General features: G+C 65.6%; 15 protein-coding genes and 2 pseudogenes. All 17 read right to left on the reverse strand.

Going from position 1 to position 16,032, the window contains the following annotated elements; all coding sequences use genetic code 11:
• Positions 1-3: 3 nt before the first annotated feature.
• A complete protein-coding gene (gene cysM, locus P4826_RS06635) occupies positions 4-909 on the reverse strand; it encodes a cysteine synthase CysM (RefSeq protein WP_317703103.1) in 906 nt (301 codons plus the stop codon).
• Positions 910-1,520: 611 nt separating this feature from the next.
• Positions 1,521-1,763, reverse strand: a complete 243-nt coding sequence (locus P4826_RS06640) for a DUF2274 domain-containing protein (RefSeq protein WP_317703104.1) — start codon at positions 1,761-1,763, stop codon at positions 1,521-1,523.
• A complete protein-coding gene (locus P4826_RS06645) occupies positions 1,760-3,025 on the reverse strand; it encodes a TraB/TrbI/VirB10 family type IV secretion system protein (protein ID WP_317703105.1) in 1,266 nt (421 codons plus the stop codon). Before P4826_RS06645 ends, P4826_RS06640 begins: the two co-directional genes overlap by 4 nt.
• Positions 3,026-3,027: 2 nt before the next feature.
• The gene (trbG, locus tag P4826_RS06650; protein WP_317703106.1) at positions 3,028-4,032 is read right to left on the reverse strand and encodes a P-type conjugative transfer protein TrbG; all 1,005 of its coding nucleotides are present in this window, start codon (positions 4,030-4,032) and stop codon (positions 3,028-3,030) included.
• Positions 4,029-4,733, reverse strand: a complete 705-nt coding sequence (trbF, locus tag P4826_RS06655; protein ID WP_317703107.1) for a conjugal transfer protein TrbF — start codon at positions 4,731-4,733, stop codon at positions 4,029-4,031. Before trbF ends, trbG begins: the two co-directional genes overlap by 4 nt.
• Positions 4,734-4,744: 11 nt before the next feature.
• Positions 4,745-6,079, reverse strand: coding sequence for a P-type conjugative transfer protein TrbL (trbL, locus tag P4826_RS06660; protein ID WP_317703108.1), 1,335 nt, complete (start codon positions 6,077-6,079; stop codon positions 4,745-4,747).
• A 12-nt stretch (positions 6,080-6,091) separates the two neighbouring features.
• Entirely contained in the window at positions 6,092-6,817 is a 726-nt protein-coding gene (gene trbJ / locus P4826_RS06665; protein WP_013517134.1) for a P-type conjugative transfer protein TrbJ, read from the reverse strand.
• Positions 6,814-9,249, reverse strand: a complete 2,436-nt coding sequence (trbE, locus tag P4826_RS06670) for a conjugal transfer protein TrbE (protein ID WP_013517135.1) — start codon at positions 9,247-9,249, stop codon at positions 6,814-6,816. The genes trbJ and trbE overlap by 4 nt, the downstream gene beginning before the upstream one ends.
• 9 nt (positions 9,250-9,258) lie before the next feature.
• Positions 9,259-9,531: a VirB3 family type IV secretion system protein gene (locus tag P4826_RS06675; RefSeq protein ID WP_013517136.1), complete on the reverse strand. Its 273-nt coding sequence runs from the start codon at positions 9,529-9,531 to the stop codon at positions 9,259-9,261.
• Complete coding sequence (locus P4826_RS06680; protein ID WP_013517137.1) at positions 9,528-9,905, reverse strand: TrbC/VirB2 family type IV secretion system protein; 378 nt, start codon at positions 9,903-9,905, stop codon at positions 9,528-9,530. The genes P4826_RS06675 and P4826_RS06680 overlap by 4 nt, the downstream gene beginning before the upstream one ends.
• The gene (gene trbB / locus P4826_RS06685; RefSeq protein ID WP_013517138.1) at positions 9,902-10,936 is read right to left on the reverse strand and encodes a P-type conjugative transfer ATPase TrbB; all 1,035 of its coding nucleotides are present in this window, start codon (positions 10,934-10,936) and stop codon (positions 9,902-9,904) included. The genes P4826_RS06680 and trbB overlap by 4 nt, the downstream gene beginning before the upstream one ends.
• Positions 10,933-11,379 (reverse strand): CopG family transcriptional regulator, encoded by a 447-nt coding sequence (locus P4826_RS06690; protein WP_013517139.1) that lies wholly within the window; start codon positions 11,377-11,379, stop codon positions 10,933-10,935. The genes trbB and P4826_RS06690 overlap by 4 nt, the downstream gene beginning before the upstream one ends.
• Positions 11,376-12,665: pseudogene (traG, locus tag P4826_RS06695) on the reverse strand (IncP-type conjugal transfer protein TraG); the annotation flags it as partial. The gene P4826_RS06690 and the pseudogene traG, both read right to left, overlap by 4 nt.
• A gap of 154 nt (positions 12,666-12,819) precedes the next feature.
• Positions 12,820-13,791, reverse strand: a complete 972-nt coding sequence (locus P4826_RS06700) for an IS5 family transposase (RefSeq protein WP_317701056.1) — start codon at positions 13,789-13,791, stop codon at positions 12,820-12,822.
• 61 nt (positions 13,792-13,852) lie between these two features.
• A pseudogene (locus tag P4826_RS06705) lies at positions 13,853-14,575 on the reverse strand (type IV secretory system conjugative DNA transfer family protein); the annotation flags it as partial.
• 218 nt (positions 14,576-14,793) lie between these two features.
• On the reverse strand, positions 14,794-15,066 hold the full coding sequence (locus P4826_RS06710; RefSeq protein WP_009523287.1) for an EexN family lipoprotein: 273 nt from the start codon (positions 15,064-15,066) through the stop codon (positions 14,794-14,796).
• 35 nt (positions 15,067-15,101) lie between these two features.
• Positions 15,102-15,995, reverse strand: coding sequence for a LysR family transcriptional regulator (locus tag P4826_RS06715; protein WP_013517141.1), 894 nt, complete (start codon positions 15,993-15,995; stop codon positions 15,102-15,104).
• Positions 15,996-16,032: the final 37 nt, after the last annotated feature.

Genomic DNA, 16,032 nt, shown 5'->3' on the forward strand with positions numbered 1-16,032 from the left:
CGCTCAGGCGGGAAAGACGCCGGTGGACAGGTAACGATCGCCCCGGTCGCAAACCACGAAGACAATGGTGGCGTTCTGCTCCTGCGCCGCGATCTGCTGCGCCACCCAGCAGGCGCCGGCGGCGGAGATACCGCCAAAGATGCCCTCCTCGCGCGCCAGGCGCCGCGCCATGTCCTCGGCATCGTCCTGGCTCACCAGCACCAGTTCATCCACCAGGTTGGGCTGGTAGATCTTGGGCAGGTATTCCTCCGGCCACTTGCGTATGCCGGGAATGCGCGAGCCCTCCTGCGGCTGGGCACCAATGATGCGCACGCCGGGATTCTTCTCGCGCAGGAAGCGCGCCACGCCGGTGATGGTGCCGGTGGTGCCCATGGCGCTCACGAAATGCGTGATGCGCCCCTCGGTCTGCTCCCACAGCTCGGGGCCGGTGGTTTCGTAGTGGATGCGTGGGTTGTCGGCGTTGGCAAACTGATCCAGCACCACCCCCTTGCCCTGCACCACCATCTGGTCGGCCAGGTCGCGTGCGTATTCCATGCCGCCGCTCTTGGGCGTGAGGATGAGCTCGGCGCCAAAGGCCTTCATGGTCTGCGCCCGCTCCACCGACAGATCCTCGGGCATGATCAGCACCATGCGGTAGCCCCGGATGGCAGCGGCCATGGCCAGCGCAATGCCGGTGTTTCCCGACGTGGCCTCGATCAGCGTATCGCCGGGCTTGATCTCACCGCGCTCCTCGGCGCGCCGGATCATGGCCAGGGCCGGCCTGTCCTTGACCGAGCCCGCGGGATTGTTGCCCTCCAGCTTGCCCAGAATGACATTGCCGCGCGCCGCATTGTCCTGTGCCGCTATGCGCTGCAAGGCGACCAGCGGTGTGCGCCCGATGGCGTCTTCAATGGTGGGATAGGTCTTCATACGCCCTTACTGTGCCATAATTTACGACTTCGCTTTTAGCGCCTGCCCGGGTGGTGAAATTGGTAGACGCAGGGGACTCAAAAATAGGGACTTCTACGTAGGTCTTGCTTGAGTCCGCCGTCTGCCAAGCCACATGGGACAAGGGATTGAGTGATGAATCGCCTCTTGATCGAGATGCCAGCATTTCGAGCCAGGAGTCAGCTAGGAGCCAGGACGATGCAAGCTGGCTCCCAGTGAGGAGTAGGTAGTTGAAGTAGCATCGTGCGTCATGCCCGAGTGGTGAAATTGGTAGACGCAGGGGACTCAGACCAAATTTGAGCCCTCAGGGGGAAACCCCCGAGGTGAAGCCCGTCAAACTCGGCGAAGGCCCTGGACGCAAGTCCGAGCTAATACCGAGCCAAGCCCTGGAGCCGAAAGGCTCCTCGGAAGGTGTAGAGAGCAGACGGCGGGCACCTAAGGCCGAAAGGCTACGGTGAAGGCGTGCTCCAGCCCACGAACGCCGTTTCTTCGGAGACGGCGGCGGCGAAAGCCGAAGTGGGAAGAAAATCCCCCGCCGCAAGGCGTGCCGGTTCGATTCCGGCCTCGGGCACCAATTCGGAAGCCGCCCCTGTTCACACGGGGGCGGCTTTTTCGCTCTTGGCCTGCCTACGCCTGAACCCCCTATCCCCCGCCATAAACGCTTCCAGCATGTGCGGGATCAGCGTCATGGCATCGACCGCCTCCCCATACGCCTGCGCGTGCAGCGCGGCGTAGCGGTCGAGGTCGGCTTTCAGGCTCGCCGGGCACGCGAAGGTCAACTTGACGCTCTCGGTCTTGGACAGCGGCCCGAGCCGCAGCTTCTTGATCGTGCTCATTGCGAAGCTCCCCGGTTGAAGAACAGGGGCTGATACGGCCGCAGCACCAGATCCCGGTTGACGATGATGCGCACCGGCAGGCCCGGCCGCTCAGTCAACGTCGGCTGGATGTTCATGTTGCGCCGGGTGATCTCCTGGCCGACCTGATTGATGCTGTCCTGTGCGCTGTCGCGCCCGGCGATGACGATGCGGTTGCCGTCCTGGCGGTTCTCCGGCGCGGCCAGCTCGGCGCCCACGCCCAGCAGCGTGGTCAGCGCCGCACCCGCGAAGATGCGTCCCCAATGCCAATCGACGCCATCCTCCAGGCCAGAATAACCGGCTGAGTCGGTGCCCGCGAGGTTGTCGAGCTTTAGCGAGGACGTGTCCGGCAGGATGACGCGGTTCCACACCACCTGCACGCGGCTTTGCCCGTAGCTCACCTGGCTGTTGTATTTTCCCAGGATGCGCGAGCCCTGCGGAATCAGCAGGAACTTGCCCGTGGCCGTGTCGTAAACCGGCTCCGTTACCGTGGCGATCACATCGCCCGGCAGATTGGACTTGATACCCGTGACCAGCGCGCCAGAAACCACGGTGCCTGCCATGACCTGATACGGCGAGGACGGCATCTGCAGATCGCCGGAGTTGCGGGTTTCCGTAGAACCGCCCTTCAGGAAAGCCTCTTTCTGGTCTTGCCGGTTCTGCACAACGGTCGGATCGGAAGGCTGGGCCGCTGTCGAGGCCGGGCCAGCCGCCAGCGGATCGAATCCCGCCAAGCCCGATGTCGGGCCTGCCGCAGCGACTTGCGCCGTGGCTGACGCAGCGGCTTTGCCTTGATTGCCGGAACGGAAGAACACCGACGAAGCCGCCGCCGCATCGGCCTCCTTGCGACGTGCATCCTCCGGGTCGTGGCCCGGCGGCGCATAGGCGGGCGTCACGGGCTGCTGCGACTTCACGATGGCCGGGCCAAGGTCGCCCGGCAGCGGCGGCCCCAGCTCCGGCACCTTCGGCAGCTTGGAGTAGTCCGAAGGCAGGCCGTCCAGCCCTTCGGACTTCGACACGCGATCGACGTTGTACAACTCGGTCTGCTCATTGGCGCCGCGCCTGTGCGGCTGAAGCGACCAGATAGTCGCGCCCAGCACGGCGATCGACAGGCCGCCGGCGAGCATGGCCAGCGTGCGTCGGTTCAGGCGCGTGACCGGACGCGGCTGGGCGCGCAGCGCCACCGCCTCGGGCGCGACCTTGCCCGCCTGCGGTGCAAGGTCAGGGGAATCATCCTGGCTCATGGTCAGTTCCTCCGCGTGCCACCCGAGACACCATCCGTGCGCTCGATCCGCACCACGTCGCCCTTGTCACCGCCCAGGCGCAGCTCGGCCGCGCCGAACAAGCGATCCACGATGTAGTACGGCGAGCGGAAACGGTAGTTCACCAATTGCCCATCGCCCTGCGCGCCGATCACGAACAGCGGCGGCAGCTCGCCTTGCGCGATGCCGGGCGGGAACTGGATGTAGACCTTCTCGCCGTCGTCGAAGGCGCGCAGCGGCTTCCACGGCGGATTGCTGCCGCTGACCGCGTAGCGGAAACGGATCTTCTCCAGCGACAGGCCGCTGTCGATCAGCGCGGCGGCGCTCGCAGCCTGCGCCTGGCGCTGCAGGGCCAGCATCTTGTCCTTCGGATATTCCCAGGACACCGATGCCATCCACGTCTTTTCGGTCGAAGTCAGCTCCAGCAGGTAGGTGCGCCGGCTGGTGGTGATGACGAGATTGGTCTTCAAGCCCGAGCGGATCGGTTTGACCATCACGTTGACGCGCAGCGCATCGCCGCCGCCGCTCGATGTATCGCCGACGATCCAGCGCACGGTATCACCTGCCGCCACCGTCACCAGTTCCTCGCCCGGCTGGAGCGCGATCACGGTCACGCGGCCCATGGCCGCATAGACTTGGTACAGCGCGCCATCCGTGAAGGGCCACACCTGGATCGCGTTGACGTAGCCCTCGCGCGTCGGCGCAATGCGCGCTTCGGCATTGGCGCGGGACACGCGCACGGTTTCATCGGCGGGTTCTGCGACGGGCTTGGCATCCGGCACAGGCTTCATCTGCGCCGGCATCGGCAGTACCTGCGGCACGGCCACCACTTCCACCGGCTTCGGCGCCTCGGGCAGCGGCTGGGCTTGCACCGGCTCATCGAGCGAGATGCGCGGCGGCGGCTTGCCCTGCGAAGCGCAGCCTGCAAACAGGACAGTGAATGCCAGCAGCATCGCCGGCAAGGCGGACTTACGGAAAAAATCATTCATGGTTTTGCTCCTTCGTTTCCTTCCAGTTCGCGGCTCCACGACAGCCCGTTGACGTAGATGCCCAAGGGGTTCTTGCGCACCCGCTGCTCGGTGCGCGGCGTCTGCTGCACGATGGAAACCACCGCGTTCCAGCGCTCGGTGCGATCCAGCGCACCGTTGACAAAGCGCGTCTCCGTCCAGCGCACGTTGAAAGACGTGTCGCTGGCGCGCGTCACGCTGCTGATCTGCACCGTCACCGACTCCTTGCCGATGCGCGTGAACGGATCGGCCACCCGCGCGTACTCGTTGAGCACGACCGCCCCCTTGTCGGTCGTGTAGTCGTAGGCATCCAGCCAGTTCTGCCGTACCACGATGGGATCGATGGACAGCGAGCGCACCAGGCCGATGAAGCGGCCCAGGTGGTAGGCAATCTGCGCATCGCTGGGCCGGTACGGCGTGGCGGCTTCGCCGACGGCACGCACCTGGCCCGCGTTGTCTACCTCGATGACGTAGGGCGTCACGATGGACTGCGCGGAACGCCAGACCAGGCCGCCGGCCATCAGCACGGCCAAGGTTAGGCAGCCAAAGGCCATGAAGCGCCAATTCCTGGCCTGCACGCGGGCCGAGCCGATGCGCTCGTCCCAGACCTGAGCTGCGGATTGGTACGGAGTGGCAGGCTGCGGCGTGTCGGCGTAGCGCACCTGCGGTCGTTTGAATCGCATGGAAGTTCTCCTCATGAATCGGAATCACGCAGGCTTGGCCCCTGGCTGGAGCTGCCACCGTCGCCGCCGCGCAGCGTGTGGGCGGCGGTCGTAGCGGCATGGGTGAGCTGTTGCCTTCGATGCAGGCGCTTGGCCCAGGCGGGTTGTTCGGCAGACGGAGCCGATCCGGCAGCGTCAGGGCCGGCGGGTGCGGCGCCGGAGGCTGGCGCGTCATCGGGCCGAAAGGCCGCCGCCATGCGCTCCTTCATCGAGCGCGCCCCATCGGCCACCTTCTGCCCGGCCGCCTGCGCGCCAGTCTTGGCGACATTGCCCACGCCAGCAGCGGCACCCTTCAGGCCGCCACCGGCCGAAGCGGAGCCCGCCTGGTACGCCGACCTGGCGCTGCTGGCGGTCGATGCCATCGAGCGAGCGGCGGCGGGTGCCATGCGCGCCCCGGCCGCCACGGCACTTCCGACGCCCGTAGCCGCGGCACCGACCGCCACAGCGGTTCCGGCTGCGCCGATGGCGGCACCAGCCATTGCGCCCGCACCGAGCTGCGGCCCGCCAGACACCAAGCCAGTTGCAATGCCCGGCCCGAAGATGCCCAGGGCGAGCATGGACAGCGAGGCCAGCATGATGACCAGCGCCCGGTCGATAGACGGCTCCGAGCCAGCCGGAATGTTGAACTCGGAGAACAACCCCGAGCCGATGCCCACGATCACGGCCAGCACCAGCACCTTGATGCCCGAAGACACCACGTTGCCCAAGACCTTCTCGGCGAGGAACGCCGTCTTGTTCCAGAGAGCGAACGGCACCAGCACGAAGCCCGCGAGCGTGGTCAGCTTGAACTCGATCAGCGTGACGAAAAGCTGCACCGCCAGCACGAAGAAGCTGACGATGACCACTATCCATGCGAAGAACAGCACGACGATGGGCATGATGTGGATGAACACCTCGGGGAAGCCCGCCATCTCCTTGATCTGCTCAAGAATGGGCGCCCCGGCGTCGATGCCCACTTTGGCGAGCCGTCCCGGCTGCAAGAAGTTGCCCATGCTCAGGGTCGAGCCGCTGGCCGTCAGGCCCAGGCCCGCGAACGAGCGGAACACCGCGCTGGCGAGCATGTTGAAGTTGCCGATGATGTAGGCGAAGGCACCGACATAAAGCACCTTGCGGAGCAATTTGGAGATCACGTCCTCGCCCTGGCCGGAGGCATGGCCCATTGCCCAGAACAGCCCGGCGAGCGTCATGTCGATGACGATCAGCGTGGCCGTGAGGAACGCCACCTCGCCGTGCAACAGCCCAAACCCCGAGTCGATGTAGCGCGAGAAAACATCGAGGAAACGGTCGATGACCGAAACGTCGTTCATGGCCCGACCCCGTCAGCGGCTATAAAAATCGACGGTCTGAGGCGTGTACGGCGTGCCTCCACCCAAGAAGCGCCGGTTCACCTCGCGGCCCCGCTCCACAGCGGCGGCCTGCCGCGCCAGCTCTAGCGAAGCGGCACGATCCTGAGTGATGTTCAGGCGCTGTGTCTGGATGGACTGCTTGGCCTGCAAGGCCAGAAGCTGGTTGGTGGCTTGCATGGCCTGCAAAGCACCCACGGCCGATTGGCTCTTGCCCACGAGGTCGGCCAGCACGCTTTCGTCATCGCTCAGGTTCTGCGATGCCTGGGCCTGCATCTGCATGGTGGTCTGCAAGCCATTGAGCGTGTTCTTCCAGCGTTCCTGCGCGTCGCGGTACATCTGGTTGCCGCTCACCGTGGCGGCGTATTGCTCTGGATACAGGCGCTGGAACTCCCGATCCAGATTCGTCACGTCATAAGCCAGGCCTCGGGCCTGGGCGATCAGCCGCTGGGTGGTCGCCAGGTTGGCGCGTAACTGGCCGACCACGCTGGACGGCAGGCTGGCCAGGTTGCGCGCCTGGTTACGCAGCATCTGCGCCTCGTTCTCAAGCTGCTTGATCTGGTTGTAGATCTGCTCCAGCGTCTGGATGGCCGTCAGCGTGTTCTGGATCAGGTTCGTAGGGTCGATCACGACCCATTGCGCATGGGCAGTGGCGGTGCAAAGCATGGCCGCGACGGCGGCGGCGAGTAGACGCCTTTTCATGATGGGTTCTCCTGGAGGTGGGTGGACGGGAACGTGGAAAGCAGGTCGGCGGCCCAATGCAGGCCGCGATGGCGCAGCCACGCGGCTGCAAACGGGGTGACAGCGGATGAAGCGGCGAGCACCGCGTCGATGTCGCGCTGGTCTTGCGGTGTGGACGCACCCGCGAAGGCGAGCGCCGCCGGCCCCAAGTCGAGGTCGAACAGGCGGTTTCCGAGGCGGGATTGGTAGTAGTAGTCGCGCTTGGGCTGCCCGGTAGCGACGATCTCGATCTGGCGGCTGTTGAGGCCGAAGCCTTCGTAGATAGCTCGGATTTGCGGCTCGGTCGCCTGCGGGTTCGGCAGAAAGATGCGGCTCGCGCAGCTTTCGATGATCGCGGGCGCGATGCTCGAATCCTTGATGTCGGCCAGGCTCTGCGTGGCGAAGATGACGCTGACGTTCTTCTTGCGCAGCGTCTTGAGCCACTGGCGAATGCGCGCCGCAAACACCGGGTCATCGAGGAACAGCCACGCTTCATCGAGGATCAGCAGCGTGGGCGCACCGTCAAAGCGTTCATCGAAGCGCGCAAAGAGGTAATGCAGCACGGCCATGACGGCGGCCTTGCTGTGCATCAGCTCCTCCATCTCGAAGCACTGCACGTCGGCCATGCCCAGCCGATCATGGTCGGCGTCCAGCAGCTTGCCGTGCGCGCCACCCAACACATAGGGCGCGAGCGCCTGCCGCAGCGAGTTCGATTGCAGCAGCACCGACAGACCCGTCATCGTGCGCTGCTCCACGGGCGCACCAGCGAGACTGCCGAGCGCCGACCAGATGGCAACCTTCTCGTCGGGGCCGACCGCGACACCTTCGTGCCGCAAGCGCCCTTCGATCCATTCGGCCGCCCAGGTGCGGTAGCCCTCACGGTCGATGCGGGCCAGCGGCTGGAAAGCAATCTCGCCATCCATCCCGAGGTCGTAGTGCTCGCCGGCCAGGCCCAGGATCGTGGCGCGCATCGAGCGCCCCATGTCGAAGGCGAAGATGCGTGAGCCGCGATAACGCCGAAACTGCATCGCCAGCGTAGCGAGCAGGACGGACTTGCCCATGCCGGTCGGCCCGGCCACCAGCGTGTGGCCCACGTCGCCGATGTGCGTGACCAGCCGGAATGGCGTTGCGCCTTCGGTGCGGGTCACGATCAGCGGCGGGCCGTCGAGGTGGGAGTTTTTCTCCGGCCCGGCCCATACGGCGGACACCGGCATCAGGTGCGCCAAGTTCAGCGTCGAGACGATGGGCTGGCGGACGTTCGCGTAGGCGTGGCCGGGAATCGACGACAGCCACGCCTCCACCGCGTTCAAGGTCTCGGGGATCGTCACGAACCCACGCCCTTGAATCACCCGTTCCACCATGCGCAGCTTCTCGTCGGCCTTTGCCGGGTCGGCGTCGAGCACCGTCACCGTGGTGGTGACATACCCGAAGGCCACCTGGTCGCTGCCCAGCTCCTGCAACGCTGCGTCTGCATCGGCCGATTTGTTGCTGGCGTCGGTATCAACCAGCGGGGTTTCCTGCTGGAAGATGGTTTCGCGCAGCAGCGCGATGACGTTCTTGCGCTTGGCGAACCATTGGCGGCGCAGGCGGGAAAGTTCCTTTTCCGCATCGGCTTTGTCCATGCAGAGGAACCGGGTTGACCAGCGATAGCCAAAGCCGAGGCGGTTGAGGTCGTCCAGAATCCCCGGCCAGGTCGAGGTCGGGAAGCCCCGCACCGACACCACGCGCAGGTGCTGGTCGCCCAGCATGGGCGCCAGGCCGCCAACCAGTGCGGAATCCGTCAGCAGCGCGTCGATGTGGAATGGCACTTCGGGCACGCTGACGCGGTAGCGCCGCGTGGAGATGGTCGAGTGCAGATAGGTCAGCGTCTGGCCGTCATCGAGCCAGGCGATTTCCGGCATCACGCCATCGAGCAGGTCGAAGACGCGATCGGTTTCCGCCACGAAGGCCGTCAGGCGCTCGCGCCAGTCCACGCCTTCGGTGGGCCGGTTCTCGTACAGCATCCCCGCCGCGCGGGCGCGCGATTCCTCGGGCGGCAGGTACACCAGCGTCAGGTGGTAGCCGCTCTCGAAGTGGTTGCCCGAGTCCTCGAACGTAGCGCGGCGTTCCTCGTCCACCAGCCACGAAAGCGGCTCGGGAAACTCCGAGTGCGGATAGTCGGCGGCGGCGCGGCGCTCGGCCTCGATGAACAGCGCCCAGCCCGAACCGAGCCGGCGCAGCGCGTTGTTCAACCGCGCAGCCGTGGCGATCAGCTCGCCCTGCGTTGCGCTATCGAGGTCGGGGCCACGAAAGCGCGCCGTGCGCTGGAAACTGCCGTCCTTGTTCAGGACGACGCCCGGCGCAACCAGTCCAGCCCAAGGCAGCCAGTCGGCCAGCAGCGCGGGCCGCTGGCGGTATTCGGCAAGGTTCAGCATGGCATTCCCTCACACGTCCAGCAGCGGCCGGTGCTTGATGTGCCGCGCGAACACGGCCATGAACTGCGGATCGACTCGGGCACCCCACACCGCCAGCGAATGGCCGGCGATCCACAGCACCACGCCGGGAATCCACAGTTGCAGGCCCAGGCCCACGGCGGCGGCCAGCGTGCCGTTGGTGATGGCCACGGTGCGCGGAGCGCCGCCCATCAGGATCGGCTCGGTCAGAGACCGATGTAGCGGCACCTCGAAGCCGGGCATTCCATCGTGCGGGCCGTTCATACGACGGCCCCACCGGAGAAGCTGAAGAACGACAGGAAGAAGCTCGAAGCGGCGAACGCGATGGACAGGCCAAACACGATCTGGATCAGCTTGCGGAAGCCGCCCGAGGTATCGCCGAAGGCCAGCGCCAAGCCCGTGGCGATGATGATGATGACTGCGACGATGCGCGCCACCGGCCCCTGGATGGATTCGAGGATAGATTGCAGCGGTCCTTCCCAGGGCATCGAAGAACCGGCGGCCTGCGCAGTACCTGCGAGCAGCAGCATGAAGGCAGCGAGCATCAAGCCCTGAATGGCCGGGCGAGCCAAGCCATGCAGCCGTGCGGGCCGAGGAAGCGGATTTGCGGAAATACGGAAAGCATCAACGTGCGTCATGGAAGTTCTCCAGAGTGGTCGGGGGACGGGGAGGAAAGGTCGGACTGCGGCAGCAGCTCCGGGAATGGAGCCTCAAGCGCATCCGCCAGGTGGTAGCCCACGCCATCGAAGCCGATGACGCGGGCGATGCTCTCGATGCGGCGCTTGCGCCCGCGCCCAGCGATGTGGATGACCACATTGACCGCTTCCGCGATCAACGCACGGGGCGGGTTCACCGCCACTTCGAGGATCAGTTGCTCCAAACGCAGCAGCGCGCCCAGCGCGGAGCCGGCATGGATCGTGGCAATGCCGCCCGGATGGCCTGTACCCCACACCTTGATGAGATCCAGCGCTTCGGCGCCGCGTACCTCGCCGACGACCACGCGATCCGGGCGCAGGCGCATGGACGAACGCACCAACTCGGTCATGGACACGACGCCCTGGCGTGTGCGCAGCGGCACATGGTCGCGGGCCGCGCATTGCAGCTCCACAGTGTCTTCGAGCACCAGCACGCGGTCGCCCGTGGCGGCGATCTCCGCCAGTAGCGCATTGGCCAAGGTGGTCTTGCCGGTGCTCGTCCCACCTGCGATCAGGATGTTTTGGCGCTCGCGCACGGCGCGCACCAGCAGACCCGCCTGCGCGGCGGTCATCATTCCGTCCTCGATGTAGCGCGACAGCGGGATCACGCCAAAGGCGCGCTTGCGCAAGGCGAAGGCCGGCCCCGGTGCGGCGGGCGGCAAGATGCCCTCGAAGCGCTCGCCCGTCTCGGGCAGCTCCGCCGTCAGGAGCGGCTGACCGCGATGCACCTCGGCGCCGACGTGGGCCGCGACGAGGCGGATGATGCGTTCACCGTCCGCCTCGGACAGCTCCACACCCATCGGTGCGCGACCCGACGAAAGCCGGTCGATCCACAAGGTTCGATCCGGGTTCAGCATGACTTCCACTACGTCGGGGTCTTCCAGCGCGGCGGCGATCAGCGGCCCCATTGCCGTGCGCAGCATCTGGATGCGGCGATCCAGGGAAACGGCGGTGAAGGAAGGAACGGCGCTCATGACGCGCGCTCCTGCGCGTCGTCCATGCGTGCCGGGTCTGGATGCAGTTCTTCCACCACGTCCCGCACCAGACTGCGACCGCGCAGCAAATGCCGCCCGAGTTGTTCGACGAACTGCTCGAAGCGCGCCTTGCCCTGGGCGCGCGCTGCGTCCTGATGCGCTTCGGGCACGGGCGTGCTCACCGTGAGGAAGTAGCGGATGAACAGTGCCAGCGTCTCGATCTGGATGTTCAGGTCGCGCTCCATGCGCTCGGCGTGCCGTGACAAGCGATCCAGGCGCTTGGCAATTGCTGCTTCGCGCTGGTCGGCGGCATCGGGCGACAGCCACGATGCCAAGGCGGCAGCGACGATGCTGGACTTGGATACGCCTTTCTTGGCGGCCAGTTCGTCGAGCCGCTTGCCATGCTCAGGCTGGATGAACACGTTGAGGCGGTGTTGGGTCATAGGTCGATTCCGTCGTCAGGGTCGAGGGAAGCCAGCCGGGCCGTGCGCTGCATGGCCGGATCAAGCTGGCGCGGAAGGGGAAGCGGCAAGTCGTCGTCGTCATCGAGCAACCCGAGGTCGGCTGCGGGCGCGGCCAGCTCGGGGTCGTAGGCGACGGTTTCGGAGAGTTCAGGCTGACGGCGCGGGCCGCCTTCATCCGTGGAACCCAGGCCATCGGCGGATGCCGTGGCCGGTGCGGCGGGCACGGCGGGGATCGCCAGCCCGCTCCAGTCGTCCGGGCGTAGCGGCGGCGCGTCGGCGTACTGACCGCCTGCAAGCACAGGCGGCGGCAGCACGCGGCGCTTGAAATTGGCGTCCGCGTAGTAGCGCAGCTTCTTCGCCTTGATCGGTGCCACGCTGGACACCATCACCACGGCCTCGTCGGGCGGAAGCTGCATGACTTCACCCGGCGTCAGCAGCGGACGCGCGGTTTCCTGGCGCGACACCATCAGGTGGCCCAGCCACGGCGCAAGCCGGTGGCCCGCGTAGTTGCGCTGGGCGCGCAGCTCGGTGGCCGTACCCAGCGTCTCGGAGATCCGCTTGGCGGTGCGCTCGTCGTTCGTGGCGAACGTCACGCGCACATGGCAGTTGTCGAGGATGGAATGGTTCTGCCCATACGCCTTGTCGATCTGGTTGAGCGACTGCGCGATGAGAAAGCTGCGGATGCCGTAGCCCGCCATGAAGGCCAGCGCCGTCTCGAAGAAGTCCAGGCGCCCCAGCGCCGGAAACTCATCGAGCATCAGCAGCAGCTTGTGACGGCGCTCGATGCCATCGGAGCCATCGAGCGATTCGGTGAGGCGCCGGCCGATCTGGTTGAGGATCAGGCGAATGAGCGGCTTCGTGCGCGAAATGTCCGAAGGCGGCACCACCAGGTACAGCGACACCGGATGCTCGGCCGCGATCAGGTCGGCGATGCGCCAGTCGCAGCGCGATGTGACTTCGGCCACCGTGGGGTCACGGTACAGGCCGAGGAACGACATGGCGGTGCTCAACACGCCGGAACGCTCGTTGTCCGATTTGTTGAGCACTTCGCGCGCGGCCGACGCCACCACCGGGTGCGAGCGATCGCCCAGGTGCAGGGTCGTCATCATCCGGTGCAGCGTCAGCTCGAACGGGCAAGCCGGGTCAGACAGGAAGTTGGCGACGCCGCACAGCGTCTTGTCCTCGCCGGCATAGAGCACGTGCAGAATCGCGCCGACCAGCAGCGCATGGCTGGTCTTCTCCCAATGATTGCGTTTCTCTAAGGATGCCCTGAACAACCCATCCCCAGGCGTGCTACGCCTGGGCTATTTTTCAGATGGTGCAAACTTGAGTTGATTTCGGCAGTTTCCCCTGCCTTTTTGCCCTTGAAACAGGGCTTTTTGCCGCTTTTGGCGGCCCGCGCCCTGTTTTCGGGCGCACTCATCCCCGTGCTCCTTGCTGCTGCATCAACTGATGGCGCGCCATCCACAGGTTCGAGAGCGCAAACAACGTCACGATCTGCAGGGTGTTTTTCTTCAGACCTCGGTAGCGCACCTTGGTGTAGCCAAACTGGCGCTTGATGACGCGAAACGGGTGCTCCACCTTGGCGCGGATTTGCGCCTTCACGCGCTCGAGCTGATCGACCAGGGCATCTACGGCACTGCGTTCTTTGTCCAATGCCTTGCGTTTGGCCGGCCCCATGGCAACGTGCCACGGCACGTCTTTGGGCGCATCGGCGCGTTTGTCCGCTCCCTGGTAGCCAGCGTCACCAAAGACCTGCACCTCCTGTCCGTGCAGCAGGCTGTTGCCTTCGACCACGTCGCCGACGTTGCCCGAGGTGCAGCGCACGGTATGCACCAGGCCGCTGTCGGCGTCCACGCCGATATGGGCCTTCATGCCGAAGTACCACTGGTTGCCCTTCTTGCTCGAATGCATCTCGGGGTCTCGCGCCTTGTCTTTGTTCTTGGTTGAGCTCGGCGCGGCAATCAAGGTGGCGTCCACGATGGTGCCTTCCTTGAGCTGCAGGCCTTTGGCGCACAGCAGGTCGTTGACGGTGGCCAGCATCTGCTCGGCCAGCTTGTGGCGCTCCAGGCGGTGGCGAAAGCGCAAGATGGTGCTCTCGTCAGGCAGCCGCCCGTGGGCATCGAGCTGGGCAAAGTCTCGGTACAGGGGCGTGTCAAACAAGGCTTCCTCCATCCCCAGGTCCGACAGCTTGAACCACTGCTGCAAGAAGTGCAGGCGCAGCATGGTCTGCAGCTCAAAGGGCGGGCGCCCGTTCCTGCCCTGGGGGTAGTACGGGGCGATCAGCTGCACCAAGTCTTGCCAGGGCACGACTTGCTCCATCTGTTCGAGAAAGACTTGCTTGCGGGTCTGGCGCGTGCTCAGGTTCAGGGCGAGGCCAATTTGCTTCATAGATGCTGAGGATGCCAGCGGTGGCTGACAGCTACCAGACAAATGGGGAGGTTTTGCAGGATTTCCCTAACGCCCCTTCGGGATCGACCAGAATGTCGGCGATGTTCTGCACGTCGCGGACTTCATGCACGCCGCGCCGCACTTCCAGCAGCGGGTTGTAGGCCGCTGACTGGCTATCCGTCGGGTTGAACAGCAAGCAATGCGAAAAGCGCGAGCGCCAACCGGCGGTGATCTGCCAGTTCTCGCCTTTGATGTCGTGGATGACGGCCGAAGCTGGCCAGGAAAGCAGCGTCGGCACCACGAGGCCCACACCCTTGCCCGAGCGCGTGGGCGCGAAGGTCAGGATGTGTTCCGGGCCTTCATGGCGCAGGTACTGGTGGTCGTGCTGGCCGAGGAACACGCCGGTCGGCTGCGTGAGGCCGGCCTTGCGAATGTCATCCGCGTTCGCCCAGCGGGCCGAGCCGTAGGTCGTGACCAGGCGCGATTGCCGCGAGCGCCAGATCGACATGCCGATGGCGACCACCACCGCCAGCAATCCGCTGCCGCCTGCGATGGCGCCGCCGGTGTCGAACACGCGCGGCGCATAGGCATCGAAGACGAACCACCACTCGAACAGCCGCCACGGGTGATAGACCGGCGTACCGAAGAAATCGAACCAGGGCGAGCCAAGGCGTAGCTGATAGCCCAGGGCGGCGGCTGTCCATTGCGTGGCGCTCCACACCCCAGCGATCACGATGCCGAACACCACGGCAATCTGACCGAACAGCACGTTCGTTCCCTGCATCATCCAGCCTCCGATCGCGGCACAGGCATGTGCCGCCCTCGTGAGGATCAGTGCCGCTGGGCGTGCCGGTCAAAGACCGTTATCGGCAGGTTGATGCCGCAAAAAGCATGGTTTCCGGCAGGGAAGAACTGGGGCGAAAGACCGCCACAACGGGCGCGCTGCTGCGCAGCGCGCAAAAAGGCGCAGGCACGCGCAGGTGCGTTGCGGCAAACCGACCATCAGAACTTCGGCGGTTCCTTCGGCGGCGTATAAGGCACCTTGCCGTCACCCAGGAAACGCCGGTTCGTCGCCTCGGCCACTCGGTTGCACAGCACGTCGCCCATCGTCGGACGATCCGTCTTGCACTGCTGGCGCAGTTCTCGCAAACGCACGGGGTCAGCAGCCAGTTCCTCCACGCTGGGCACGGCGGCGGGCTTGGACGGCTCAGACTTGCCGCAGGCGACCAGCAGAACTGCTAGCGACGACATAGCGATGATCTTGGATAGGTTCATGGCTTGAATCCTCCGAAGTGAAACGGGGCCAATGGCTAAGCGTCTCCCGGTCCCAGGGCTTCGACCCGCTCGATAAAGCGGGCTAGCGCCTGCGACGGCTCGGCGTCGCGGCGCAGCAGATAGGTAGTGAGCATGGGCGACTTTCCCGCGAGCGGTCGGCCCACCACGCCCGGCTCGCGGCTGGAAGCGATGTGCGCGGCGCCTGCGAGCCCCAGCGCCAAGCCGGCCGACACGAAAGTCATCATCACGTCGAACGTGGCGACGTACTGTTCGATCAAGGGCTCCCGGTCCTGCTTGCGCAGGATGCGGTCGATCTGCTTGGCATGGCCTTCGCAAACTGCCGGGTCGCCCAGCACCAGGGGATGTTGCAGCACTTCATCCAGCGGTACCCGCCTGTGGGCCAGTAGTTCATGGCGCGCGGGCATGGCGACCATCAGCTCATCCTCCCAGGCGGGTTCGATGATGATGCCGTCGCCCACCTCGTCGGCCATCGAGAAGCCCGCGTCGTATAGATCGTCACGCAGGCCGCTGAGTTGCTGGGCCAGCGGCACCTCGAACAGGCGGATCTCGATCTCCGGGTCTTCCTCGCGGCAGCGCGCCAGCAGCGCCGGCAGGCGCGAGGGGGTGATGCCGTCGGACAGCGCCACGCGCAACCGGCCGTGAAAGCCATTGGCTGCCGCCTTCACGCTCTCACGCGCCTGGTCCAGCGCCAGCAGCACGCGAGGCGCGTTCTCCATCAGCAGCTTGCCCGCCAGCGTCAGGCGCGTGCTGCGGCTGGTACGCACGAACAGTTGCGCGCCCAATTCCTCTTCCAATTCCCTGATGGCGCGCGACAGTGGTGACTGTTCGATATGCAGCCGCTCCGCAGCGCGGGCGAAGTGAAGCTCTTCGGCAACGGCCAGAAAGTACCGGAGGTGACGCAATTCCATGAGTCGATGTCCCTGTAAAGCTTGAAGGAGTCTGTCG

It is taken from the genome of Diaphorobacter limosus, assembly GCF_033100095.1.
In the GTDB taxonomy this organism is placed as follows: domain Bacteria; phylum Pseudomonadota; class Gammaproteobacteria; order Burkholderiales; family Burkholderiaceae_C; genus Alicycliphilus; species Alicycliphilus limosus.

Coding starts and splice junctions, on each gene's coding strand:
- cysM (WP_317703103.1), bottom strand. CDS start 909: ATGAAGACCTATCCCACCATTGAAGACGCCATCGGGCGCACACCGCTG.
- P4826_RS06640 (WP_317703104.1), bottom strand. CDS start 1,763: ATGAGCACGATCAAGAAGCTGCGGCTCGGGCCGCTGTCCAAGACCGAG.
- P4826_RS06645 (WP_317703105.1), bottom strand. CDS start 3,025: ATGAGCCAGGATGATTCCCCTGACCTTGCACCGCAGGCGGGCAAGGTC.
- trbG (WP_317703106.1), bottom strand. CDS start 4,032: ATGAATGATTTTTTCCGTAAGTCCGCCTTGCCGGCGATGCTGCTGGCA.
- trbF (WP_317703107.1), bottom strand. CDS start 4,733: ATGCGATTCAAACGACCGCAGGTGCGCTACGCCGACACGCCGCAGCCT.
- trbL (WP_317703108.1), bottom strand. CDS start 6,079: ATGAACGACGTTTCGGTCATCGACCGTTTCCTCGATGTTTTCTCGCGC.
- trbJ (WP_013517134.1), bottom strand. CDS start 6,817: ATGAAAAGGCGTCTACTCGCCGCCGCCGTCGCGGCCATGCTTTGCACC.
- trbE (WP_013517135.1), bottom strand. CDS start 9,249: ATGCTGAACCTTGCCGAATACCGCCAGCGGCCCGCGCTGCTGGCCGAC.
- P4826_RS06675 (WP_013517136.1), bottom strand. CDS start 9,531: ATGAACGGCCCGCACGATGGAATGCCCGGCTTCGAGGTGCCGCTACAT.
- P4826_RS06680 (WP_013517137.1), bottom strand. CDS start 9,905: ATGACGCACGTTGATGCTTTCCGTATTTCCGCAAATCCGCTTCCTCGG.
- trbB (WP_013517138.1), bottom strand. CDS start 10,936: ATGAGCGCCGTTCCTTCCTTCACCGCCGTTTCCCTGGATCGCCGCATC.
- P4826_RS06690 (WP_013517139.1), bottom strand. CDS start 11,379: ATGACCCAACACCGCCTCAACGTGTTCATCCAGCCTGAGCATGGCAAG.
- P4826_RS06700 (WP_317701056.1), bottom strand. CDS start 13,791: ATGAAGCAAATTGGCCTCGCCCTGAACCTGAGCACGCGCCAGACCCGC.
- P4826_RS06710 (WP_009523287.1), bottom strand. CDS start 15,066: ATGAACCTATCCAAGATCATCGCTATGTCGTCGCTAGCAGTTCTGCTG.
- P4826_RS06715 (WP_013517141.1), bottom strand. CDS start 15,995: ATGGAATTGCGTCACCTCCGGTACTTTCTGGCCGTTGCCGAAGAGCTT.